The organism is Mangrovimonas sp. YM274, from assembly GCF_030908385.1.
GTDB lineage: Bacteria > Bacteroidota > Bacteroidia > Flavobacteriales > Flavobacteriaceae > Mangrovimonas_A.
Window position 1 is genome coordinate 2,109,632 of sequence record NZ_CP133091.1, and the last position, 22,396, is coordinate 2,132,027.

Here is a 22,396-nt window from a genome sequence, read left to right on the forward strand (position 1 = left end):
GCTTTTGTTTTTCTTAAAGTTATAAATTATCAAAGGGCTATTTGGATGCCTAATTAATTGTTGTTAACGAGTTTATCAACAACATTGACTTTTTATATACTTTCATTATGCTTTTAAATATGCTTTGCATAGGACAAATTTTTTTAATGCCGTATCTTTGAAATACACTACTGAAATCTAATTTTTATGAAGTTTGGAAGCGTTAGCAATCCTGAAGATATTGATTTTACCATTCCAGAAGACCATATCGATACCCTTCGTGTTTTAAGTAAAGTGAAAGATGACAATGTACCGGAAATCTATGTGGGGTGTGCCAAATGGAACAAAACTGACCTCAAAGGATTTTACCCTCGAGGAACCAAAGATGAATTGGCCTATTATTCCAGACAATTCAATGCCATAGAACTCAACGCTACCTTTTATCGAATATTTCCAGGCGAGCAATTTGCCACCTGGTATGATAAAACACCGGAAGGCTTTAAATTCTTCCCTAAGTTAAACCAAGAAATCAGTCATTGGAAGCGCCTGAATGACGTACAAACCGTTGTAGAGGATTATCTCTACAACGCAGCAAACCTAAAAGAAAAACTAGGAACCATTTTTTTGCAAATGCACAACAATTTTGGACCCAAGGATTTTAATCGGGTTATCAATTTTGTTGAAAACTGGCCAAAGGAAATACCTCTTGCCATAGAATTCAGGCATACCGATTGGTATAATGACCCAGCGGTATCCAATCAGTTATATGACTTATTGGAAAGCAACAACATTACCAATGTTCTTGTGGATACGGCTGGTAGAAGAGATTTAATGCATATGCGCTTAACAACTCCTAAAGCTTTTGTGCGCTACGTAGGAGCTAATCATCCAACAGATTATAACCGATTAGAAGATTGGGTAGCTAGGTTAAAAACATGGCAAGATCTAGGTATTAAGGAAATAGACTTTTTTGTACATCAAAATATTGAAAAGGAGTCTCCATTATTATCAGCTTATTTTATCGGAAAATTGAACTCGACACTAGATTGTGACTTAAGAGTACCAAACAAAGACAACAATATTCAACAAACTTTATTATAAAACATATGAGATTTCATACTAGAAAATGGGTAAAACCCGAAGACCTTAATCCTAACGGAACCCTTTTTGGAGGGCAATTATTGGCTTGGATCGATGAAGAAGTAGCACTGTATACGGTTATCCAACTGGAGAATTCTAAAGTGGTTACCAAATACATATCAGAAATCAATTTTACCAGTTCTGCCAAAGAAGGAGATATTATTGAAATAGGAATAGAAGTAGTTAAATTTGGTAAGAGCTCTTTAACATTGAAATGCGAAGCTAGAAATAAAATGACTCGTGAAACAATCCTGACAGTAGACAATATCGTAATGGTAAATCTGGGGCCAGATGGCAAACCAAAACCACATGGTAAAACGGAAATTGAATTTGTAAAGGATCGTTTGCAAAACTAATCTCCTTAAGGTCAACTGCTTATCATTTTTTTGTATCTTTAAGCAACTTAAACCATTAATTATGAAAGCATTGACCTTTGCACTCTTGGGGTGCCTATTTTTTTTAAGTTGTGGCTCGTCATCGTCTACGGCCGATAAAACCAACGAACGAACCCTAAAAGGGACGTGGACTGTTGAAGATATTGATTTTATTGGTGAAGAAGGCTTGTACAAAGCCTATATGTTCGACAATACTGATTCTGCATGTCTTCGCGGTAGTGAGTGGGTTTTTATACCCAATAACAATACGGGACGCTTTACTACTAACGCTAGTAACTCCACTTGCCAAGTAGCGAACAGCCGTATGATTTGGTCCTTTTACGAAACCGAAGGAGCTCGCTATTTTCAATTTAAGTATGCAGATGACAAAAACCGACCGTTGGATAAATCCAAAACAGGGTATCGCTCTAAAATTGAGAGCTTAAGCGCTTCCAATATGGTGCTTCGGGTACCATCAACCTATGAAGGAAAATCTTTTGACGTTTTATTGAAGTTTGCTAAAGTATCGGACGCCATTAACTTATAAAAACCAATTCGTTATGAAAATACAATTAAAATACACTGTTGCAATAATGCTTTCGGCACTAATGATTAGTTGTAGTGCCATTCAAAACTCAAATAAAACCCAAAGAGGAGCTGTGGCAGGAGCTGCAGGCGGTGCTTTGGTGGGAGGCTTGATAGGAGGAGACCTTAAAGGAGCCTTAATTGGAGCTGCTGTAGGGGGCGCTTCAGGGGCAATCATTGGTAATGTTATGGATAAACAAGCCAAAAAAATTGAGGAAGCAATTCCAGGTGCTGAAGTGGAACGTATAGGAGAGGGGATCCATTTATCTTTTGATGACAGAAGTGGTGTAAACTTTACCATCAATAAATCCGATTTAACGCCTGAGGCCAAAACCAATCTGGATGCCCTTTCAGAAGTGTTTATAGAGTTTCCAGATACAAACCTTTTGGTAGAAGGACATACAGACTCCTCCGGAGATGAAGGTTACAATATGACACTGTCTAAAAAGAGAGCACAATCTGTGGTAGATTATCTCGTTGCCAAAGGTGTGTCTAGAGGACGCTTTTCGGTGGAAGGGTATGGAGAAACAAAACCGCGTTTTGACAATTCAACCGAGGAAGGAAGAATCAAAAATAGACGCGTAGAAATAGGAATCGTTGCCAATCAGGAAATGATTGATGAAGCCAAGGCTAAGGCCAATTAATACACCAAATTATTATTAAGAAACCTAAACTTTAGTTCTTGCTAAGGTTTAGGTTTCCATTTATTACCTCAAATACTTCTAGACCAAAATAAGGGACAGCTGCCAGCATATGGTCAAAAATATCAGAAATGATATATTCATAATTTTCCCAGCGTTTGTCGCTTGAAAAGGCATAAATTTCTAAAGGAATACCATGAGGCGTTGCTTCTAATTGGCGCGTCATGATCATCATATCTTTGTTAATGGCCGAATGGTTTTCAATATAAGTCTGTATATACTTTCTAAACACTCCTAAATTGGTCAAGTTTCTACCGTTTATCAGTAATGACTTGTCAATATTATGAGCATTATTGTATTGGTCGATATCTTTTTGGCGCGTGTTGAGATAAGTGGTAATCAGCTGAATTTTTTTAAGGTCTTCAATACTTTGAGAATCCAAATATTTTACGGAAGACACCTTGATGATTACAGATCTTTTAATACGTCGCCCGCCAGAATTGCTCATTCCACGCCAATTCTTAAACGATTCCGAAATAAGGGCAGAAGTAGGTATGTTGGTAATGGTATTGTCAAAATTTTGAACCTGAACCGTATTCAGATTAATCTCGATAACTGTACCATCTGCACCAAATTTTTCAATAGTTACCCAATCTCCAATTCTTATGGTATCGTTTACGGCTACTTGTATACTGGCAACAAACCCCAATATGGTATCCTTAAATATCAAGAGTAATACTGCTGAAGCCGCTCCCAAACCGGTCAAGAATGAAATAATAGAGATATTCGTCAAGATAACAAAGCAAAGTATCAATCCAATTCCCCATACAAATAGCATAACTACTTGTATATAACTATCTATAGGTTTGTCCTTAAGTCTCGGTAATGTTTTAAAGTACGCCTCCAAGGTCTTTAAAACACTCCTTAAAATCCATATAAAAAGGAGCACACCATAGACCTTTATTAAAGCTTCTACAGGAGCTTCAAAATTTGGAAAATCTATAAAAACAACAGGAAATAAATTTAAAGTGATCAAAAAAGGCACCAAATGAGCCAAATTTCGAGGAGCCTTATGGGAAATTAAAAGGTCATCAAAATTGGTTTTAGACTTATGGGCAAAGCGTTCAAAAGCGCTTATTAAGATTTTCTTGGTAATTACATCCGAAATAAGAATGATAATAGCCAAAATAACCAACATGACTCCCATATTTAAATAGGTCGCGGTGGTTTCGGAAAAATCTAAAGAAATAAAATAATCGTAAAAATAATGCGAAAGTGATTCCACGTTATGCTTGTTGTTTTAATAATTTTCTATCTACCGCAAAAGTTGCAAAGGGCAGTATTGAAGCTATCAATACCTTTATTAAGGTTTTGTTGTTCCACTGTAATTTACTACCTAGGATTACCGCTAAAATAATATATGCAATGAACAATAGACCATGAGGCATACCCAATAGTTTTACATACTGCGGATCATCGCCCAAATACTTGACAGGCACAGCAATAAATAATAATAAAATATAAGAAATTCCTTCTAATAAGGCAATAATTCGAAAGGTCGTTTGAAGTGAAAGCATATGGTACTTTTATGTTAACACAAAAATACCATACGCTTTAGGATTGGTCTAATTTTTTACCACTTTTTTAACTAATACAGGTGTGTTTCGGGAATTATAAAACTTGGCCAAATACATGCCTGTAGCCAATTGCTCCAAAGACAGGGTAGCTGTTTCATGAGCCTGAAGTGTTCTGGACAATACTTGTTTTCCATCCATACTGAACAATTTCAATTGCAATGTTTCCGCATATCCATGCTGTACAGTTAACTGATCATGAAACGGCACTGGAAATAATTTAATGCTAGGAACATCGCTTACAGGATCTGTTGACAACGCTTCACCATTAAAATAGGTAAGTGCTTTGGCGAAAGCTTCTGGCCCCAATTGCTCCCCAATGATTCTCCCCCCAATATCATCGATAGGAGGGTGGATACCGCCCCAAATTCGCGATAAACTTGTTTGATCGGAAGCGTCTCTATAGGTAGCCCATTGTAACGTCATGTTTTGTGAAGGTCCTTCTTCAAACACCAAAAACTCATTTTCAATAAGATCGAAAGTCCCCATTCCTCCAGGGAAAAATTCATCACCCGTTAACAAGGTCATGGTTTCGGCAGCCCCTCTAGAGAAGGTAGAGTGGCCGGATAAATACCCTGCAAAAGGCGGTGTTACAAAGGAAGGGCGTTGGTATGGCCACCAATGGGTTCCCAAAATCCAATCCACACCTGCAATATCAGTATCTGGATTTTCAATAAAATCAGGACCTTTCCAAGCATAAACCTTTATTTTTCCAACATTTTCATCATTATCTCCTGCCAATGGGTCGCCAACTTCTATCAATTCAATTCTCCCATCAATTAAAGGTAAGCCATGTGGATCATAACTAGGTAAAGAGGCATCAGTACTCTGTCCCTTAGAGGCCATGTAACGAATGGCCGAGATCGGTCTGATATAGTCATAATAGCCTTTAATTCCCCATGTATTTATGGCACAGTCGTGTACGGTACCCCCTAAAGCCAAGTAACTTTTTACATCCCACTCCAAATCATCCAAAATTTCACCTTCACCACCCAATTTCTTTTCTAAATCTGGATGGTCGCTCACATAATTTAAAATGGTAAACCAATGTCCTGGAGGTGTTTCAGAGGCTGGTCCATCTGCCCAAAACTCGGCTAAAACCCTTGCGTAATCAGCACGCTTTACCATTTGTGGTTCGTAGGGAAGGTTAGTGGCTGGATTTAAATCATGACCGGTGCTAGCATCACCACCTTCCATAAAATCATAGAATTCTTGAAATTCAGCTAACGTCTCGGGAAAGTCGGCACTGTCAAAATTACCAATACTGGCCGGAGAAATATCAATCATAGTTTCATCGGCAGGGTCTAAATGAGAAGACCATGACGCTACCAATGAAAAACTCCATTTATAAGGGTCGTTGATTCCGTCTTCATTGGATTCTTGGATGTACCAAGGTGATCCCGGATCATTGTAAACATAACAATCGAAACCATCATTTAAAATGTCTAAATCATCACTTTTTAAGGCAAAAGGTGTTACTTGACCCCATTCTGGACCTACAAAAGTTGGCGTGGTTAAAGGAAAAACATTGCCACTTTGGTCAATATACACGTCAAAAGCCAGAGGTTGCCAATGGTTAGGGTTGATACCACTGTTATCTTCATATAAATCCAAAATCAATGGATCATTAACAGGTGCGTAAAATTCACTTGAATAGCCATCTGCCTCATTGGATCCATCTTGGAGTCCAAAGGCAATCATTTGTTCTGCCAAATAATTACCCAAAGCAGCATAAGAACCTCCACTATAATCGGTTGAAACAAATTCAGGATCATACCCCAAATCCGTGAAATGGGCTAAAAAAGCAGCTTCACTAGTACTACTGTTTGGTGCATTTTCAAAACGATGACTTAATAAGCGAAACATGGCATAACTAATGATTTCATGTCTGGCAGCAGCCACATCGGTAGGAGTAGAAACCCCATCAAAAGGGCATTCATACCCTCCAAAAGTCTTCCCTAAAAAGACGGTTTCGGCCACATCATCAAAAATAGCCCAGGCATCATACATTATTATGGAAGAGTGAAATAGGTTCCTGGCATGTACGGTTGGTCTTGCCAAATCAATACGGATTGCCGATAGGAGTTCTTCATTCCACTCACGTGCCACAGATTGCTGCGACCAGTTTGGTAAGGAAATCAAAAACAATAAAAAACAGAGCGTAATTTTTCTCATAAATGAAGATAGGTTGTTAGTTAATTAATAATTGGATGTTTCAAATGTAACAAAGTTTTCCAATTATAAAAACATATCATCATTTTAACAATAAAGCATAATTGATTAATAAAATTACATGTCTATTCTTAATAAATCACAAACAAAACAGGAGAGAAGTTGTTGTAGTCTATTTTAGTAGTTTAACAAAAAAAAGACTACTTTGAGGGAAGTAGTCTTTTAAACAGGATTAATTAAATAACAGAGGTATCGTTCAGATTTGAGGTTTATTCTTCTGCCGATATCAATGCAAAGAACTTATCCAAATTAGGAAGGATTAAAATTCGGGTTCTTCTGTTAATAGCTCTATTTTCTGCAGTATCATTATCGGTTAGAGGTTGGTAAAAACTACGTCCGGCAGCAATAAGCTTTTCTGGTGCTACATCAAATTCATTCTGTAACTTTTTCACTACAGAAGCGGCACGCAATACACTAAGTTCCCAGTTATCTGATACTTTTACCGTGCTAATAGATTGAGAATCTGTATGACCTTCAACCATTACTTCAACACTTGGTTCTGAATTGATTACATCTGCCAATTTTTTCAAAATATGGTCGGCATCATTGCTAATATTAAAGCTACCAGATCTAAACAATAGCTCATCTGCAATAGAAATCATTACCACAGTTCCTTCAATATTCATGCTAACATCTTCAGTTTCATCAATATTGGTAACATTGCTTCTTACATTATAGGAAATGGCGGCGTTCATGGAGTCCTTCAAGGTTTTGGCATCGGCCAAATAGGCAGGAGGGACGTTCTTCAACATTTCGCGCATTTGTGCTTTTTGGTCTTCTGAAATAACCACACCTTCTACAGACACCATTTTGGCATCACTTTCTTCGGATAGGGAATTGATTCTAGCATTATATTGGTCTACACGGGCTTGAATAGCGGCAAATTGCGCTTCCAATTCCTCGTTTTCAACCTTGGTTTTTGTCAATTCACTTTTTAACTCTCCGTTATCTTTTTCAAGTGCCAAATATTTCTTTTTGGACACACAAGAGGTCAATGCAATGGCTGTAAGTATTACAATAGAAAATTTTCTCATAATAGTTATTTAATTAATGTTTCGATGTCTTATTTATATCTACGGATGAAGTGGATGTATAGATTATGAAAGCTTACAGAATTTAATAAAAATAACTTATAAGGTAATATTTTTAAAATGTTTTCTTCTCAATATGAACACTTTATACTATATTTAATACACAAAACAAATTTTTATGAGAGCTTATAAAACCGTTGTATTTACTGTGTTTGCCTTGGGAAGCATCTTTTTGGGCACCGCGCAAGAAACCTTAACACCTAAGGAAAAGGAGCGTATGGATAACAAAGTTCAGGTCTTTACATCTGATGAACGAGACAATATCCAAATGTGGTTTTATGAGCAGACCAATAAATTGGGACTTGATGAAAGTACGCGAAATATGTATGCAACTATTTTAAATGATCATATTTATGATCTTGGCCGCTTAACGGATAAAGATAAGCATTATAACGAAGCGGAAATTTTATCCAAAATTGAAGAGGACAAAGTAAAGGTGAATGCCAAAATAAAACCCTTGCTTACCGAAAACCAATACCAACAACACCTTGAACATTACAACAGGGTATTGGATGTGTATATAAAACGTATTAAGGAAAATAAATAATAGAGCGTGTAATATTGAAGTAATGGGGGAATTCGGAAAAACTCTATTTTACATAATATAAATTATAGTACAAATGTATTCTGTAACAAAATCGATAGTAATTATGTAAAAGCCAATTTGTGGAATATTAATTTAAACTACATTGGATAGCTATAATGTTCTATTATGTAAAATATCCCACAATGGTTATAGATTCTAAACAATCATTCCGTTTTGGGTCATGAAACTTTCCGCATTTTAATATTCGTATAATTTGAATATTCCGCACAATCCTTCATAAATTTTCAAATACGCGATTCTCAATAAACTTCACGTTAGCTATTTGTAACTATAATTTGCCGTTATGTAAAATAGCCGCTACCAAGCGCTCGATTGTTTTATAAATACCCAGTCATTTTCATGATAACCATCCCAAAAATCAATCACCTCATATTTTTAATAGTCCATACCAATGTCCAGAAATTTTCAAATACCCGATTCTCAGCGATTGGCGTTTTAAGCCTTATGCTTCTTAATTTATAAATTTCAACCTTCATAATACGTTCCCATAAGCCGATCCCAAAAAGTAAAATACAAGCCATAATTCATCTTAGACTTAAGATGATGAAAATCGTGGGCATCGGGAGTATTCAGAATTTTAAATTGTTTCAGTTTAGGGATTGAATACCCCAAATGAATCACAACATTATAAAGCGTTAAAAATGTAATAAAAACTACTAAAGCCCATTGATGATGAGGAATGACAAACAATATTATTGGTATGAATCCCAAAGAGATTATAGCTTCCCATGGATGAAAGGCAAATGCCGCCCATGGTGTTGGACTGGTAAAACCATGGTGTACCTTATGAATATGCTTAAAAAATTTTGAATGATGAATTAATCTATGGGTCCAATAAAAATAGGTATCGTGAATAAAGACCATGATAAGAATACTTACAACAAAGTATACCAATCCAAATTCTTTTAAATCACTATAGGACTGAGTATATCCCTTTTCAACCCAAAACACAAAAAGCCAAAGACTACATCCATAAATTAGAAACGTAAGCAATGAATAGAACTGTTCGCGTTTAATTTGAGTTTTCAGAGGAAATTGCTTTTGGATTTTAAACTTAGAAAATCTCGTTTTTTTCAAGACATAAAACAGATAAAAAAAGACACCTGCAATCAGTACATAACGAAGGATGAACAAAATAGTTCCAATAATCCAAATCTCGGTATGTGAAAACCCATAAAACATATTAGTGGCACTTTAAGTTGAAGGATATGTGGGACACCCTTCAGCTTTTAAAATTTCTAAATGGTTTTCATAATTTACATCCAACACCTTACCTGTTTTCTTGTGGCAAAACGGGCAGGCATTCATATCACCATCGCTATCAATATACATTCCCTTCTGTCCGGCACTAAAACAGCCTTGTCTACGTTGGTAATATCCATGATAGCTCAAAATGGGCATGTCTTTGTGATTTGGACCAAAATTCATTTTCAAAAAGAAATCTTCCAAAATAGCAATATGCGCTTTGTCAAGACTTACCTCTTTTTGCGCATAATGCCCAACTGCTTTAGGCTCCAATAATTGAACAAAAGACACCTCAAACTCCTTTGCTAATAACATATATTCCAATAAATTAGCTTCAGAAATGAATGTTTTTGTGGCGCAAAGCGACAAAGCAGTGACCAGACCTTCAGATTTGGCATTGGCCAAAGCTTGTTCCACCCAATAATAGGCATCTTTAAAATGTCGGAATGCATTATGGGCTTCTGGCCTGTGATGATCTAAACTCACAATGACCCCTTTTAACCCAGCCTTTTTCAAGCGTTTTGCATTTACATTTGTGAGTTTAAAGCCTGAGGTGACTATCCAAAAATTGGTACGTTGTGTATTGGCAGCTGCCAACAACTTAATCATGGTCTCCATTTGAAGTAGGGGCTCCCCTCCCAACAATTGAATTTGACTTACTCCCTGCTCTTGCAATTTCCCCACAATTTTAATCAAGTCCACATCAGATAAAGTGTCCTTTTTATTCAAGTGCTCCCATTCATAACAATGCTCACATTGCAATGCACATTTTTTAGTAATCGACAAAAAGACTGTATTAAACCTATTTGCAAAACCTCTATCCAAGGGTTTAAAATCATGCAGTTGAGAGGCTATAAATTGTTTATAAATATCAGTATCCCATCCGGGAGTATACAAGCTCATAAAATACTCTCCATTTACATAAGCCATCTTTTGTAATCTGTAGTTTCCCAAAAAACGCCGTCTTAGTGCTACCAAATAACGCAGCGCCCGGAACCAATCAAAAGGATTTTTATAGCATGTCACAGCTATCTTTAGGAGGGTTAATTTCAGTTTAAAATGCACCAATTTCATTGGCCATCCTGAAATTATGGAATGCCTATAAGTTTGGGTTTTAGAAGCCTCTGTTGGCTGGGCCTGAGACTGTGCGTAGTTTTTAATTTCAGTGATCATAGGTCCTTTTATTATTCAACTACAACACTTAATTCTTTCTCATAATTCATCAATGCCTCGTATTCATATTTGGAAAAATCGGTGAAGGCTCCTGCTTCCTTAAACAGTTTTAGCTTTCGAAAATTGGGTTCTTCATTATATTGTCTTATATAATTATAGTAGCCCCTGTTTTTAAGAAAATAGGTTCTTTTTAAACTATTTGAAAAAGGTTCTATTTCAAAACTTACGGTTACTTCATCCCCTATATTAGGTTGAGTAAAATAGTTTCTATCCGCTGTAGTAAGCGCCTCCCTAACGTTCTTGCCTTCACCATCAATAGCTTGGCTAGGAAGAATATATGCGATGTCTAACTCTTCATTTTTAGAATAATCAATTCCTACATAATCCAACTCCCAAAACATAAATCCTGTTTCCAGCCTTATGGCCACTTGCTCCCCTTTCACCTCACTTAAATCTACAGAAATAGCCTGATCCCGATACGCCATTGGCCCCACAGTATGTAACCGTTCAACCAACTCCCATCCCTTTTTAGTTTTTATATATACCGACAAAGGAATATGCTGCGCTTCTATCCAATCGGTACTTTGCTTTTTGGTTGTGTTTTGTTGCTGTTTTTGAAACTCTTGATAATAGGTTCCAAATTGCTCATTAAATTTTCCAAATATATAGTCTAACCATAAGGAGTTCTTGACTCTTAAATAAAGCTTAGCTTCTGTGGTGGGCTGTATAGGTTTATCAAAAAGAAAGTCTATTTGCCGCACACTGTTATCGCTGGTCAAGTCTTGATTAAAAAGAAAAGCATGACTGTCCTTTGCTAAAACAGCTTCTAGATCCATTTGCTCTCCATCCTCAAAAACTTTTTTTGGAGCTTGAATTGAAGAAAATGTGTAGGGGTTTCCATTCTGATCCATGAGTACAGAAATATCAGGACGGTGGCTTATTTCAACTAGCTGTAAAAAGTCTGTATGCTGTACTTCCTTCAGCTCGTTAGTAACTTTTATATCTAATTTATTATTGCTTATTTCTAAATCCGGTAATTCTAAATAATCATCCTTTTGCATATTTGGTGTAATGATTCCCGGATACAACTCTCCAGCAAACTGATACTCATTCCCGTCCTTTATATAGATAAACGGACAGGAACTTTTGGTTAGCGCAACAATTATGGCTACTAGGGCAATTACACCAACAGTTCCACCAATAATATTGGCAACTTTACGCCCCGTATTTTCGTCATTAATCGAGATGGAGGTAATTTCTGAAATTGGAAACGTAACCTCATTCCCAAATCTTGGAGCTTCGGTAGAATTAATATAAAAATGAAGTTCATTTAGAGGCTCTTGCTTTTTTGTATATTGGTGAACTCGCTTACTTTCTCTAGGTTTTAATGACTTATGGGCTTCGTTCAAAGAGGTACAAATTCCAGATATTGTTTTCTCGTTTTCATTAAGCACAAATTCATCCAAATGCCATATGTGTCCCTTGGTATGAATAACCACATAGTTATACGAATCACTAAAATCTGCTATTTTACTCGAAATCGTTTCTGACGTAGTTGCTACATCCCTAACATTGTAATAAGAACAACCAATAATGAGATTTAAAAATGAGAGTGTCAAGATAACAGATAGGCTTACCTTTAATTTGATGTTCTTAGAAAAAACTTGTAAGGGCTTAAATTTTGAATTGCTTGAAAAACTCATGACACAAAAAATATTCAAGGAAGTCTTGTTTGCCAGAGATTTGAGGAGTAGAATACACCTAATAACATCCATCTAATAAAATGGAGAATTATATTAAAGATAAACTTTTTTTAATTGATAAACAATTTAGAATATTTTGATATTTCGTCATACCTCATAAATTCACCTAATTTCAAACCACAACATCGACTAAAGAAGTATCTTCGCGGCCATGTGGATGTATTTAGGATTATTGGCGGCGCTCTTTTTGGGCTTACACAACTTATGTAAAAAACACGCCGTACAGGGGAATGAAGTGTACCCTGTACTTTTTGGGACGGTATTTAGTGGATTTATCTTTATAGCAGCCTTTTATGTGCTGGCACTTATAAATCCTGAAGCGGCCTTAAACAAAGGTTTTAACTTTCAGGAAATTCCTTGGCAAACCCATGGTTTTATTTTTATCAAATCAAGCATCATGGCCAGTTCTTGGGTCTTGGCCTATCAGGCTTTAAAACATTTACCCATTACCATTGTAACCCCCATACGTTCTGCAGGACCATTTTTTACCTTTATTGGGGCTATCGTAATTTATAAAGAGAGCCCAAATATGTTTCAATGGATGGGGTTCTTCCTTATTATATTCTCGGTGATGCTCTATTCCAGGATTGGAAAAAAGGAAGGGATTCATTTCAAAAGGAACAAATGGATTTTTGCCATTATAGCCGCAACTTTTTTAGGGGCCAGCAGTGGATTGTATGATAAATTCCTCATTCAAAGTTTGGAGCTCAATCCGCAAACCCTGCAATTTTGGTTCTGCCTTTATACCCTACTCATTTTAAGCATCATCCTAGGCCTGACATGGTTTCCTTACCCCTCAAAACGTCAAGCCTTTAAATTTAGATGGTCTATTGTTGGGGTTGGTGTCCTCTTGCAGGCCGCCGATTATTTTTATTTCAAAGCTCTTCAAGATCCCGAAGCACTCATCATGTTATTGTCTGCTATCAAGCGCAGCCAGATACTCATTGCTGTGGTGGTTGGAGGCCTCATCTTCAAAGAGAAAAACAAGCGTAAAAAACTGGTACCTTTAATAGGCATCATGACGGGGGTCTTCCTGATTTTGTATTCATAAACAGTATCAAAAACTCCTTTTGAATCATTTGGGTCGTGCAGACAGGTCAATCCTTTGCCTTTGCTTGACCGATACTTTCACCAAAACGGTAGTTTACCGAAAATAAAAACTTACCCCCAACTTCATCATTCAAAAGTCCAGGGCCAGTATTGTGTTCCCTGTAGTGTTCCTTAAAAATATACATAAGGCGTACTCCCATATTTTTGGTAATCAAGGTTTCTAATGATAAATAGCTGGTTTCCAAATTCCAAATATACCCATATCGTAAACTATAATCGGGACTTAAACCAAAACTACTTCCTATACTTGATCTATGGTATATTGTAGGGTATGGAGAAGGAAACAGAAAGCCGTAATTATAATCAATATCCACATATTTTCGTGGACCAAATCGAGCATGCACCTCAGGCAAAAACACATATTCCTTTTGGGCATCTTCAATATTTGTGGCATCATAAAATTGATGTTTATTAACTCTTAAACTTCCCAATTGAAAGCCAACCCCTCCTCCTAGCCACTTGCCATCATAAGTCACAAAGGGGTTTAGTCCAAAGACAAAATCCTTTTCTGTGTTATTGTTTGTCAAATTGGTGCTTTTCACCATGCCTCCATGAACATTGGCGCCTAGCCTAAGCGTTTTGTTATTTTTTTCCTTTATATAGGAATAGCCAAGCCCTCCAACCTGATAGGTTTGTCTGTAATCCTCAGAGTCGTAGGTGGTACCACATTCCCCCTGTTGCGGGTTGTACCTAACCGTATTTGCAAAATCACCAAACGAGCCTCCTACATCCACTCGATGGTAGGTTTTAATAGCAGTTTTATGGGTTGGGATGGTTTGGGCAAAAACAAATAAAGGCATCAATAACAGCACACTTATGGCCATTCTGTAAGGTTTTAACCTGTTTTCTGTATAGAGATAATAAACTGAAAGTACGATGGCAGGGAAAAACTTCACCCAAATTACCAAAAGTTCATAAGTTGAAAACAGGTTCCTAAAACTATATAGACAAACGGAAATGAATACGATATACAAAAAATCGGCGTGCAGAAATGGCGAATTTTCCCGACCCCCTAGCCAATCGCTACCTTTGTAACGTTCGTAAAACCATAAGACGCTTCCGGCAATCATACCATAAGCCAACATACTCCATTGATAGGTTCGCAAGCCCGCATAATACAAAGTGCTGAACTGAGAGCCAGTAGGATCCCTAAAAAATTCAATCCCAAAACGCATCATAAAAAACAGGGACAGTCCAAACAACAAGGCACTTAGGGGCTTTTGCCATTTTTTATGGGTTTTCCAAACAAGATAGCCTATCAAAACCAACAAGACACTCTCATAAAGTTGCACAGGATGCACCGATAAAGACGCCAAGGCTTCTGGAGCAATCTGTCCCGCACTCCAATGGTTAAAATGGGCATGGGTTCCCTTGGCATATTGAACCGACCACATCCCATTGGACGGAATACCATAGCAACAACCATTAAAGAAACATCCCAGCTTAATAATTCCTAAAGCTATGGGGCAAATCCAGGCATATAAATTCAATATAAAACGTCCAAATCCGAAAATTCGTTGGGACACTAACAGTCCCAAAAAACCGAAAAACAGCCCTCCTATGGCCGACCGATTATTAAAATTTGAGGAATGGGAATTGATAGCTCTGATCCAATCTTCCAAAGGAATGGTAAACAGCCGAGAGCCTAAAACCGTAAACAACGAAATCGTCGTCATCATTAAAAGGACCGATCTTAAATGATACCCTCGTTTGATACTTTTATAGAGCACCACACAAAAAATGAGCAAGAATGCTAAAAAATAACATAACTGAAAAAGCACCTGGGGACTACCTACAAAATGTTCCATGATAAACACAATTAATTAAATAGGTATGGTGCGGTAAGTGGGTCAGCTATTAGATCAACATGGAAAAAAACTATATTAAATATACGCATTTTTAGCCAAAAAAGGAAGCTAAAAATAAGAATAGAAAGCCATTATGAGTGCATCAAAAGATGTTACATCGTCTCCAATTTATATCCCACCCCATGAATATTGACAAGCTGAATCCGTTCATCATCCTGTAGTTTCTTACGAAGTTTGGAAATATAGGTATCCAAACTGCGCCCCACGACCACCCCATGGTCTTCCCAAACACGTTTGCTAAGTTCATCACGGCTAATCACTTGGTTAGGGCGCTCCACAAACAGCTCCAACAGTTCGCATTCCTTTTTGGAAAGGCTTATTTCGGTGGCAGGCGTTACCAATTTGTGCTGTTCTGGATAAAACATAAAACGCCCCAAAGGCACTTCCTTGGTGGCGGCAGGCTCTGAAACCACTGAGTGTTTTCGTCCGAAGAACCACCAACCCAAAACGCCTAAAACAATTACTGGAAGTAGCCATAACCAAACCAAATTAGAGTTCGTCCTTTCTCCTTCTATAAACTTCACATGGATCCTATAACAAGATTGAGGGAGCACCCGACCTTGACACGGTACGATTCCCTGCTCCCCCTCCAGCCACATCTCATAGCTATAGGCTACTTCTGCATCTTCACACTGCAGTACTTCTACCAAATAACGATCTGAAAGTTCTGCACGTTCCAAACTGCGCTCTACAATGGCCACCAAACTATCGGGTACAATTTGTAAAGCCTGTTCAAAGGAGAGTTCATAAGTAGAAGCGTCCAAAGCTACCACAGGAAGCACTCGGGAACTGGAATCGCCAGATTGCAACAACAATTGGTGTCCTGCCTCGCGTAAGCCTACTTTTATGCGTTCAGGAGAATGTTCTTCAACAGATTCGGAACAGGCTACAAAAAGTAGACTGAGTAGCAACAATGTCACTTTATAATTGAGTTTTATCATCATTGGTATCATAAGTACTGTAAATAACCAACATTTTTAGGACTTTTTACATGTATTGACAGTTCTTTTACACTTTTTTGACACTTTTAAGAACTGTCCTCCATAGCTTTAACCTAGCAATCAAAATAACCCAAGAACTTCCGTGTTGGAGGTTCATCTAAATCAAATTCTTATGAAAACAATTAGTTACTATGTAAAGCCATTTGTCGTTATCCTTGGGATAACACTCACCCTTCTTTTCAACTGTCAAACGGACAAATACCAAGAAAAGACAGCAGAAACTTCTCAATTGGCAATGGCTACAACAGAATACCCAATGGGGCCTGTGTTGTTTCCCAGAAGGGAAGGACAAACGCACATAGATTCGCTCTATGAAACCTCTTTCTATTTGGAAGATTTAGGAAATAACGACTACAACATTATTGTATACATGGGCTTAAAAGAACAATCGTATTACGCTTCTCCAAATTCCTCACATACCTACAAGGGACGTTTTATTTTTGACGTTGAAACCGATGATAAAATTCAATTATTTGATGCACTCTCTGAAAAAACTATTTTAAAAGAAGACATAGAGCCTCACTGCAATGGATATGGTGCTAACTGGATACGACAAAACACATTCTACAAGCAGCCCTTCCATTTAAATACCTCTGAGGATTTTTATATCATGGGATTTATACAATTTACTATTGAACCCCGTTGTACCAAGGAAGTCATTCCATTTGGTATCACCAATAAAGATGGGAATCTAAAGATTGCCATCACAAAATGTTAGTCTTTTAGACATAACATAAAAAAACACCTCCAATGGAGATCTCTGGTCATTCAATTGACCAATCCCAACGGAGGTGTCTTTACTTGATTCTAAAACAGAAACTTACCAGACCTTGATTCTATCGGTTTCTGCCTTATAATTTTTATCTCCTTCTTCCACATCAAAGGCCTCATAAAACGGCGTCATGTTCATTAAAGGGCCATTCACACGCCATATCGGTGGCGAATGTGGATCGGTTGCTACATAATTGCGTAAATATTCATCACGTGTCTTCACACGCCAAATACGTGCCACCGACATAAAGAAACGCTGATCTGGAGTATAGCCATTAATCTTGGTACTGTCCTGTCCCTGAGCCGTCATTTTAAAGGCATCGTAGGCAATGGCCACACCGCCATTATCTGCTGTGTTTTCACCAACCGTCAAAGCCCCTTTTAGGTGCACACTGTCCAATACGGTAAAAGCATCATATTGTTCAATGATCTGTTCGGTTTTGGCCTTAAACTTGGCATAATCCTCTTCGGTCCACCAGTTTTTTACATTTCCTTCCTTGTCGTATTGCGCTCCTTGATCGTCAAAGGCATGGGTAAATTCATGGCCAATGACCATCCCTATACCTCCATAATTCACGGCATCATCGACATTTGGGTCAAAATAAGGAGGCTGTAAAATCCCTGCAGGAAACACAATTTCGTTCAAAGACGGATTGTAATAAGCCGTCACGGTAGATGGTGTGGTGTACCATTCATCTCTATTAGGCGCCTTGTTTAACTGGCCTAAATGATAGGCATAATTGTTTTGATTTAAGGCCAATACATTTTCAAAATAATGCGCCTTGTCAATAGCAACGTCATAGGTTCTCCATACATCTGGATACCCAATTTTTTTGGTTATGCTGTGTAGTTTTTCTTTAGCCTTTACTTTAGTGCTATCACTCATCCAATCCAATTGAGTAATGCGCTTTTCCAAAGTTTTTTGAAGATTGTTCACCAATTCCAAAGCTCTCTTTTTGGCATTTTCATCAAAATAACGCTTTACATACAATTGTCCCAAAGCAAACCCCAATTGGCGGTCTACCTGTTGCACCATGCGCTCAGCCCTAGTTTTTTGAACACTTTGCCCCGAAATCACCTTGGAATAGGCAAACTCAGCCTCTTGAAAAGGAGTATTCAAAATAGACGCAAAAGCCGTCAAGGTATTGGCCTTTAAATAGATTTTCCAATCATCTAAAGGCAGGGTGCCCAGCATTGTGTTAAGCGTTTCGAAATAGGCTGGTTGCATCACATCTACAGAATCTACCGCCATTTCTGAATGCTCTAACATGGACTTCCAACCTATGTTTGCTTGTGTTTTGTCTAGCTCTGAAACGGCCAATTTATGGTAATTTGCCTGGGTATCCCGTAATTCCACTCGGGTTTTATGGGAAGCAGCCAATTGCTTTTCTATCTTATATATCTTTTGGACATTGGCTTCTGCGTTGGAATCACCTATCAACTCAAATAACGTTGCTAAATAATTTTGATAAGCTTTTTGAATGGCTTCCGAGGAAGGATCTGTTTGGAAATAATAATCCCTGTCTGGCAAACCCAATCCTGTTTGTCCAAAATGGGCAATGTTTAAAGCGCTATTCTCTTGATCTGGATAAATAGAAGCGTTGATTAAAGAATAATTCCCAACTTTCATTTGATCAGCTACAAAAGCCATTAAATCAGCAGAATTATCTAAAGCATCAATTTGTTCCAGAATTGGTTTTACTGGTTCAAACCCACGCTGATCGATGCTCAAGGTATCCATCCCTGAGGCATAGAAATTGCCTAATTTCTGTTCAATGCTACCTTTAGGATAGTCTCCAACAGATACTTCCTCCAAAATGGTCTGCAACAATTTTTTCTGTGGAATATTTAAAAATCTATAGGAGCCCACCCCTACTTGGTCATCGGCAATTACGGCTTGGTCATACCAAGTTTTGTTAACATGGCCAAAGAAATTATCCCCCGGCTTAATTGAAGGGTCAATCCCCTCAAAAATAAGAGCAGATTCCTGCGAAGCGTCATCGCTCACAGGCTGCTTTGAATCCTCTTTACAGCCCACCAATAAAGCGGCTGCAAAAGAGATATAAAGAACTGGTTTCATAATGAATGGTTTGTGATAGTATCAAAAGTAAGTATTTTAAACCTAAATGTCATGATAAGCATTTCAGAGGCATCTAGGACTTTGGAATTGAAAAATATCTATCTCTCCCCGCTCTCTACTTCCTCCCAAAACCGTTATCTTTGGCCTCAAATATTACCTTATGTCAATAGCTATTCGGCATGTCAATGTCATGCGTTACATTACGCCTTTAAGAGAAGGCGGTTCCCTCCCAGCCATTGCTGAAGCGGATGATGGATTTAATTATGTGGTGAAGTTTAGAGGAGCCGGCCATGGCGTAAAAGGACTCATTGCCGAATATTTGGGCTGTGAAATTGCCCGAAAATTAGGGCTATTGGTTCCAGAGGTTGTCTTTGCCGAATTGGATGAAGCTTTTGGTCGTACCGAAGGGGATGAGGAAATACAAGACCTCCTTAAATGGAGCCAAGGATTAAATATCGGGTTGCACTACCTCTCCGGAGCTGTAAACTATGATCCTGTGGTATTGACGCCAGATCCGCTTTTGGCCTCCAAAATTGTGTGGTTGGATGCTTTTATCACCAATATAGATCGCACTACGCGCAACACCAACATGCTTATTTGGAACAAAAATCTATGGTTGATAGACCATGGGGCGTCTTTCTATTTTCATCATTCGTGGAAGGACATTTCTACGGCTGCTAAAACGCCCTTCAACCTTATCAAAGACCATGTGCTATTGGCTCAAGCTAGTGAATTAGAGCGGGTGCATCAAGAGTTTAAAGCCTTGTTGACTGAAGAAGTCATCAGTGACATCGTGAACAACCTTCCAGACACTTGGTTGCAATGGGAAGGCTATCCCTATACCGAACAGGACTTAAAAAATGGCTATCTTGAGTTTTTAAACACAAGATTGGCCAATTCTGAAATTTTTACAAACCAAGCCATAAATGCCAGAAAAGATCTTATATGAGTACGCCGTAATTCGTTACGTCCCTAAAGTGGAACGTGAAGAATTTATAAATGTAGGCATTGTCTTGTATGCCAAACAACACAACAGTATTCACCTGCACTATCATGTAGACCAAGCTCGTATTGCAGCTTTTAGTCCAGAAGCGGATATAGAAGCTTTAAATGCGCATTTGGAATCATTTAAACGCATTGCAGCGGGCGACAAAACCTGTGGTTTGATAGCCCAAATGGATACCGCTTCCAGATTTAGATGGCTGACCGCTGTGCGCAGTTCAGTCATTCAAACCTCTAGACCTCACCCTGGTTTTAGTACGAACTTGGAAGCCACCGCGAAAAAATTGTTTGAAGAGGTGGTGCTATAATTAAAACACTAAACTGACACCAATGGCAAATTACTTTTCAATTCTAATCGTTGCTTTAACTTTTTTTAGTGTCCCTACTAAAAATGAAATTTCGGATTTTATTGAACAGTTGCCTCGCATTGCTCCACATGAAAAATATACGGATTTTGACGAATCTAAATTCATCAAAACCCAAGGTTATTCATTTCCAACGGCTATAATTCAAACTTGGGAAGAAACACCTATTAACAATATTTCTTTTGAAGAAAATCAAACCATTCCATTTTATACAAATCAAGTAACATGTATGGGGACTTACACCATTAAAGAAGGTGTAAAAACGGTCTTAATTAGAAAATCGAATGGTGACTTCCCCTATTTTTTCTACCTATTGAATCTTATTAAAAAAGAAGGCAAGCTGATTCCCGTATCACAATTGGAAGTTTACTCCGTTGAAAATGCTGGAGGAAACTTAAGTTTTGTAATAACAAAAGAACACCAAATAAAAGTATACCATATAGGTGAAGAATCTGCCTTAGGCACCACCGTTTTTATAGATGCAAATGGGCAGTTCCAGATAGAATCATCTAAATGGTTTCGAGGCAATGATTACAACAACATTACAAAATACTAATCTAAACAACTCACCTAAATTAGATCTTAACTAAAGTTCAATCATAAGCCATGTACTATCTTTTGATCTAAAGATGGCTATCCTTCACTAAAATCCTTCACTTCTTTAAAGAGGCCATATCAATCACAAAGCGGTAATGTACATCACTTTTGAGCATGCGTTCATAAGCGGTATTGATATCCTGTATGTTAATCACTTCAATATCTGAAGTGATGTTATGTTTGCCGCAAAAATCCAGAAGTTCTTGGGTTTCGGCAATCCCACCAATCAAGGAGCCTGCAACCTTTTTACGCCCCATAATCATAGGAACTGAATTTAGCATTGGGTCCAATGGCCCCAAATAGCCCACCAGCACCAAAGTACCATTGGTATTTAAAGTGCCAATATAAGGGTTCACATCATGCACATACGGCACCGTATCTATAATCACATCAAACTGTCCCTGTACGGCTGTCATTTCATCTTCATTCGTAGAGATGACTACAGCATCCGCTCCTAAATCCATGGCGTCTTGTATTTTGTTTTTAGATCGAGAAAATAAAGTTACATGTGCGCCAAGCGCATCCGCCAATTTAATGGCCATATGTCCCAATCCTCCAAGGCCCACAACCGCCACCTTACTATCTTTTCCAACATTCCAATGGCGCAATGGTGACCATGTGGTAATACCGGCACACAGTATGGGAGCCACGCCTGCCAAATCAAGATTTTCAGGTACGCTTAATACAAAATGTTCATCTACCACAATACTTTCAGAATAACCTCCATAGGTAGGCAAATTCAAATGTTTGTCATGGCCTCCATAGGTTCCAACCCATTCAGGACAATACTGCTCCAAGTCATTTTCACAATTGTTACAAGAACGGCACGAATCTACCAAACAACCTACAGCCACAATATCTCCTGCTTTATATTTGCTCACCCCTTCACCTACAGATTTTACCTTCCCAACTATTTCATGACCGGGAACCACGGGATATACACTAAAGCCCCAATCGTTGCGCGCAAAGTGTAAATCGGAATGGCAAACACCACAATACAAAATATCGATTTCTACATCCTTATCCGTAACTTTTCGTCTTTTAATATCCATTTCCCCTAGGGATGCATCCGCGGCTTCTGTGCCAAATGCTTTTATACTTGTTGTGTTCATGATTAATTTAATTTGCTTATTATGAA

At 38.0% G+C, this 22,396-nt stretch carries 21 protein-coding genes; 10 read left to right on the forward strand and 11 right to left on the reverse strand.

The annotated features are described in order from the left end of the window. Positions 1-186 precede the first annotated feature (186 nt). From RBH95_RS09140 to RBH95_RS09155, 4 genes are all read left to right on the forward strand, one after another. Positions 187-1,080, forward strand: a complete 894-nt coding sequence (locus tag RBH95_RS09140) for a DUF72 domain-containing protein (RefSeq protein WP_307899281.1) — start codon at positions 187-189, stop codon at positions 1,078-1,080. Positions 1,081-1,085: 5 nt separating this feature from the next. Next, on the forward strand, positions 1,086-1,475 hold the full coding sequence (locus RBH95_RS09145) for an acyl-CoA thioesterase (RefSeq protein WP_307899282.1): 390 nt from the start codon (positions 1,086-1,088) through the stop codon (positions 1,473-1,475). 61 nt (positions 1,476-1,536) lie between these two features. Then, positions 1,537-2,040, forward strand: a complete 504-nt coding sequence (locus tag RBH95_RS09150) for a lipocalin family protein (RefSeq protein ID WP_307899283.1) — start codon at positions 1,537-1,539, stop codon at positions 2,038-2,040. Positions 2,041-2,053: 13 nt separating this feature from the next. Beyond that, on the forward strand, positions 2,054-2,722 hold the full coding sequence (locus tag RBH95_RS09155; protein WP_307899284.1) for an OmpA family protein: 669 nt from the start codon (positions 2,054-2,056) through the stop codon (positions 2,720-2,722). Between the two features lie 31 nt (positions 2,723-2,753). On the opposite strand, the gene RBH95_RS09160 is transcribed toward RBH95_RS09155, so the two are convergent. The 4 genes from RBH95_RS09160 to RBH95_RS09175 form a co-directional block, all read right to left on the reverse strand. Further along, positions 2,754-4,004, reverse strand: coding sequence for a mechanosensitive ion channel family protein (locus RBH95_RS09160; protein ID WP_307899285.1), 1,251 nt, complete (start codon positions 4,002-4,004; stop codon positions 2,754-2,756). Position 4,005: 1 nt separating this feature from the next. After that, positions 4,006-4,296 carry a DUF3817 domain-containing protein gene (locus RBH95_RS09165; protein WP_307899286.1) on the reverse strand — a complete coding sequence of 97 codons (291 nt, stop codon included), beginning with the start codon at positions 4,294-4,296 and terminating at the stop codon, positions 4,006-4,008. 48 nt (positions 4,297-4,344) lie between these two features. Next, positions 4,345-6,528 (reverse strand): T9SS type A sorting domain-containing protein, encoded by a 2,184-nt coding sequence (locus tag RBH95_RS09170; protein WP_307899287.1) that lies wholly within the window; start codon positions 6,526-6,528, stop codon positions 4,345-4,347. Positions 6,529-6,794: 266 nt separating this feature from the next. Continuing rightward, complete coding sequence (locus RBH95_RS09175; protein WP_307899288.1) at positions 6,795-7,619, reverse strand: OmpA family protein; 825 nt, start codon at positions 7,617-7,619, stop codon at positions 6,795-6,797. 175 nt (positions 7,620-7,794) lie between these two features. Between RBH95_RS09175 and RBH95_RS09180 the strand changes: the two genes are divergently transcribed. After that, complete coding sequence (locus RBH95_RS09180; protein ID WP_307899289.1) at positions 7,795-8,223, forward strand: hypothetical protein; 429 nt, start codon at positions 7,795-7,797, stop codon at positions 8,221-8,223. A gap of 525 nt (positions 8,224-8,748) precedes the next feature. Here RBH95_RS09180 and RBH95_RS09185 read toward each other — a convergent pair. From RBH95_RS09185 to RBH95_RS09195, 3 genes are read right to left on the reverse strand one after another with little or no spacing between them, the layout of a single operon-like run. Continuing rightward, positions 8,749-9,465 (reverse strand): sterol desaturase family protein, encoded by a 717-nt coding sequence (locus RBH95_RS09185; protein WP_307899290.1) that lies wholly within the window; start codon positions 9,463-9,465, stop codon positions 8,749-8,751. Positions 9,466-9,477: 12 nt separating this feature from the next. Continuing rightward, complete coding sequence (locus RBH95_RS09190) at positions 9,478-10,701, reverse strand: radical SAM/SPASM domain-containing protein (RefSeq protein WP_307899291.1); 1,224 nt, start codon at positions 10,699-10,701, stop codon at positions 9,478-9,480. Positions 10,702-10,712: 11 nt separating this feature from the next. Continuing rightward, positions 10,713-12,404, reverse strand: coding sequence for a hypothetical protein (locus RBH95_RS09195; RefSeq protein ID WP_307899292.1), 1,692 nt, complete (start codon positions 12,402-12,404; stop codon positions 10,713-10,715). Positions 12,405-12,615: 211 nt separating this feature from the next. Here RBH95_RS09195 and RBH95_RS09200 point away from each other — a divergent pair, with 211 nt between their 5' ends. Beyond that, entirely contained in the window at positions 12,616-13,515 is a 900-nt protein-coding gene (locus tag RBH95_RS09200) for a DMT family transporter (protein WP_307899293.1), read from the forward strand. 46 nt (positions 13,516-13,561) lie between these two features. On the opposite strand, the gene RBH95_RS09205 is transcribed toward RBH95_RS09200, so the two are convergent. Both RBH95_RS09205 and RBH95_RS09210 read right to left on the reverse strand, forming a co-directional pair. Next, the gene (locus tag RBH95_RS09205) at positions 13,562-15,382 is read right to left on the reverse strand and encodes a prolipoprotein diacylglyceryl transferase (RefSeq protein WP_307899294.1); all 1,821 of its coding nucleotides are present in this window, start codon (positions 15,380-15,382) and stop codon (positions 13,562-13,564) included. A 152-nt stretch (positions 15,383-15,534) separates the two neighbouring features. Beyond that, positions 15,535-16,386, reverse strand: coding sequence for a winged helix-turn-helix domain-containing protein (locus tag RBH95_RS09210; protein ID WP_307899295.1), 852 nt, complete (start codon positions 16,384-16,386; stop codon positions 15,535-15,537). A gap of 169 nt (positions 16,387-16,555) precedes the next feature. Here RBH95_RS09210 and RBH95_RS09215 point away from each other — a divergent pair, with 169 nt between their 5' ends. After that, the gene (locus tag RBH95_RS09215; RefSeq protein ID WP_307899296.1) at positions 16,556-17,161 is read left to right on the forward strand and encodes a hypothetical protein; all 606 of its coding nucleotides are present in this window, start codon (positions 16,556-16,558) and stop codon (positions 17,159-17,161) included. Between the two features lie 102 nt (positions 17,162-17,263). On the opposite strand, the gene RBH95_RS09220 is transcribed toward RBH95_RS09215, so the two are convergent. Beyond that, positions 17,264-19,294, reverse strand: a complete 2,031-nt coding sequence (locus RBH95_RS09220; protein ID WP_307899297.1) for a M13 family metallopeptidase — start codon at positions 19,292-19,294, stop codon at positions 17,264-17,266. A gap of 160 nt (positions 19,295-19,454) precedes the next feature. On the opposite strand from RBH95_RS09220, the gene RBH95_RS09225 reads away from it, so the two are divergent. From RBH95_RS09225 to RBH95_RS09235, 3 genes are read left to right on the forward strand one after another with little or no spacing between them, the layout of a single operon-like run. Beyond that, complete coding sequence (locus RBH95_RS09225) at positions 19,455-20,243, forward strand: HipA family kinase (protein ID WP_307899298.1); 789 nt, start codon at positions 19,455-19,457, stop codon at positions 20,241-20,243. Beyond that, positions 20,221-20,604 carry a DUF3037 domain-containing protein gene (locus tag RBH95_RS09230; RefSeq protein WP_307899299.1) on the forward strand — a complete coding sequence of 128 codons (384 nt, stop codon included), beginning with the start codon at positions 20,221-20,223 and terminating at the stop codon, positions 20,602-20,604. The genes RBH95_RS09225 and RBH95_RS09230 overlap by 23 nt, the downstream gene beginning before the upstream one ends. A 22-nt stretch (positions 20,605-20,626) precedes the next feature. Continuing rightward, on the forward strand, positions 20,627-21,217 hold the full coding sequence (locus RBH95_RS09235; protein ID WP_307899300.1) for a hypothetical protein: 591 nt from the start codon (positions 20,627-20,629) through the stop codon (positions 21,215-21,217). Between the two features lie 97 nt (positions 21,218-21,314). On the opposite strand, the gene RBH95_RS09240 is transcribed toward RBH95_RS09235, so the two are convergent. After that, positions 21,315-22,370, reverse strand: a complete 1,056-nt coding sequence (locus RBH95_RS09240) for an NAD(P)-dependent alcohol dehydrogenase (RefSeq protein WP_307899301.1) — start codon at positions 22,368-22,370, stop codon at positions 21,315-21,317. Positions 22,371-22,396: the final 26 nt, after the last annotated feature.

What these genes read in the sequence shown, in the direction of transcription:
- RBH95_RS09140 (WP_307899281.1), top strand. Translation starts at nt 187, where the DNA reads ATGAAGTTTGGAAGCGTTAGCAATCCTGAAGATATTGATTTTACCATT.
- RBH95_RS09145 (WP_307899282.1), top strand. Translation starts at nt 1,086, where the DNA reads ATGAGATTTCATACTAGAAAATGGGTAAAACCCGAAGACCTTAATCCT.
- RBH95_RS09150 (WP_307899283.1), top strand. Translation starts at nt 1,537, where the DNA reads ATGAAAGCATTGACCTTTGCACTCTTGGGGTGCCTATTTTTTTTAAGT.
- RBH95_RS09155 (WP_307899284.1), top strand. Translation starts at nt 2,054, where the DNA reads ATGAAAATACAATTAAAATACACTGTTGCAATAATGCTTTCGGCACTA.
- RBH95_RS09165 (WP_307899286.1), bottom strand. Translation starts at nt 4,296, where the DNA reads ATGCTTTCACTTCAAACGACCTTTCGAATTATTGCCTTATTAGAAGGA.
- RBH95_RS09170 (WP_307899287.1), bottom strand. Translation starts at nt 6,528, where the DNA reads ATGAGAAAAATTACGCTCTGTTTTTTATTGTTTTTGATTTCCTTACCA.
- RBH95_RS09175 (WP_307899288.1), bottom strand. Translation starts at nt 7,619, where the DNA reads ATGAGAAAATTTTCTATTGTAATACTTACAGCCATTGCATTGACCTCT.
- RBH95_RS09180 (WP_307899289.1), top strand. Translation starts at nt 7,795, where the DNA reads ATGAGAGCTTATAAAACCGTTGTATTTACTGTGTTTGCCTTGGGAAGC.
- RBH95_RS09185 (WP_307899290.1), bottom strand. Translation starts at nt 9,465, where the DNA reads ATGTTTTATGGGTTTTCACATACCGAGATTTGGATTATTGGAACTATT.
- RBH95_RS09190 (WP_307899291.1), bottom strand. Translation starts at nt 10,701, where the DNA reads ATGATCACTGAAATTAAAAACTACGCACAGTCTCAGGCCCAGCCAACA.
- RBH95_RS09195 (WP_307899292.1), bottom strand. Translation starts at nt 12,404, where the DNA reads ATGAGTTTTTCAAGCAATTCAAAATTTAAGCCCTTACAAGTTTTTTCT.
- RBH95_RS09200 (WP_307899293.1), top strand. Translation starts at nt 12,616, where the DNA reads ATGTGGATGTATTTAGGATTATTGGCGGCGCTCTTTTTGGGCTTACAC.
- RBH95_RS09205 (WP_307899294.1), bottom strand. Translation starts at nt 15,382, where the DNA reads ATGGAACATTTTGTAGGTAGTCCCCAGGTGCTTTTTCAGTTATGTTAT.
- RBH95_RS09210 (WP_307899295.1), bottom strand. Translation starts at nt 16,386, where the DNA reads ATGATGATAAAACTCAATTATAAAGTGACATTGTTGCTACTCAGTCTA.
- RBH95_RS09215 (WP_307899296.1), top strand. Translation starts at nt 16,556, where the DNA reads ATGAAAACAATTAGTTACTATGTAAAGCCATTTGTCGTTATCCTTGGG.
- RBH95_RS09220 (WP_307899297.1), bottom strand. Translation starts at nt 19,294, where the DNA reads ATGAAACCAGTTCTTTATATCTCTTTTGCAGCCGCTTTATTGGTGGGC.
- RBH95_RS09225 (WP_307899298.1), top strand. Translation starts at nt 19,455, where the DNA reads ATGTCAATAGCTATTCGGCATGTCAATGTCATGCGTTACATTACGCCT.
- RBH95_RS09230 (WP_307899299.1), top strand. Translation starts at nt 20,221, where the DNA reads ATGCCAGAAAAGATCTTATATGAGTACGCCGTAATTCGTTACGTCCCT.
- RBH95_RS09235 (WP_307899300.1), top strand. Translation starts at nt 20,627, where the DNA reads ATGGCAAATTACTTTTCAATTCTAATCGTTGCTTTAACTTTTTTTAGT.
- RBH95_RS09240 (WP_307899301.1), bottom strand. Translation starts at nt 22,370, where the DNA reads ATGAACACAACAAGTATAAAAGCATTTGGCACAGAAGCCGCGGATGCA.